1 protein-coding gene is annotated in these 1,060 nt (G+C 60.1%); it reads right to left on the bottom strand.

The window, feature by feature from the left end; genetic code table 11:
• Window position 1 precedes the first annotated feature (1 nt).
• Window positions 2-1,060 (bottom strand): photosystem II D2 protein (photosystem q(a) protein) (psbD, locus tag NW819_RS08095; protein ID WP_414332488.1); only part of this gene is annotated, 1,059 nt, incomplete at its 5' end.

The raw sequence follows: 1,060 nt of genomic DNA, 5'->3' as shown, positions 1-1,060 counted from the left end.
TTTAGAGCGCATTGCCGCGGGGGAGGACTTCTTCAGGGAACTCAAAGCGCTCATGGGGCTGGTCCTGCGGCGCCATCCACGCCCGAATCCCCTCGTTCAGCAAAATGTTCTTCGTGTAAAACGTCTCAAACTCAGGGTCTTCCGCTGCCCGCACCTCCTGACTGATAAAGTCATACGCCCGCAGGTTCAGCGCCAACCCCACTACCCCAATGCTCGACATCCACAAACCCGTCACCGGCACAAACAACATGAAAAAGTGCAGCCACCGCTTGTTGGAAAACGCTATCCCAAAAATCTGGCTCCAGTACCGGTTGGCCGTCACCATCGAGTAGGTCTCCTCCGACTGCGTCGGCTCAAAAGCCCGAAAGGTGCTGGCCGCATCCCCATCCTGAAACAGGGTGTTCTCCACCGTCGCCCCATGGATGGCACACAACAGCGCTCCACCCAAAACGCCAGCCACCCCCATCATGTGGAACGGGTTCAGCGTCCAGTTGTGGAACCCCTGGAAAAACAGCAAAAAGCGGAAAATCCCCGCCACCCCAAAGCTGGGCGCAAAAAACCAGCTGCTCTGCCCCAGCGGGTAAATCAAAAACACGCTCACAAACACCGCTATCGGCGCGCTAAACGCAATGGCGTTGTAGGGCCGCACCCCCACCAGCCGGGCAATCTCAAATTGCCGCAGCATAAAGCCAATCAGCCCCAGCGCTCCGTGCAGGGCCACAAAGGTCCACAGCCCCCCAATCTGGCACCAGCGGGTGAAGTCCCCCTGGGCTTCGGGGCCCCACAGCAGCAGCAGGCTGTGCCCCATGCTGTCGGCGGGGGTGGAGACGGCTACGGTCAAAAAGTTGCACCCTTCCAGGTAGGAGCTGGCCAACCCGTGGGTGTACCAGGAGGTCACAAAGGTGGTGCCGGTGAGCCAGCCGCCCAGGGCTAGGTAAGCGCAGGGGAACAGCAGCAGCCCGGACCAGCCGATGAACACGAATCTGTCGCGCTTGAGCCAGTCATCGACGATGTCGAACCATCCTCGCTCCTGACGCACGCGCCCTACCGCTATGGTCAT

The sequence above is a fragment of the Synechococcus sp. R8-2 genome (assembly GCF_047461715.1).
In the GTDB taxonomy this organism is placed as follows: Bacteria; Cyanobacteriota; Cyanobacteriia; order Thermostichales; family Thermostichaceae; genus Thermostichus.
The sequence above is the reverse complement of the archived record's forward strand: the minus strand, read 5'-3'. Positions and strand labels throughout refer to the sequence as shown.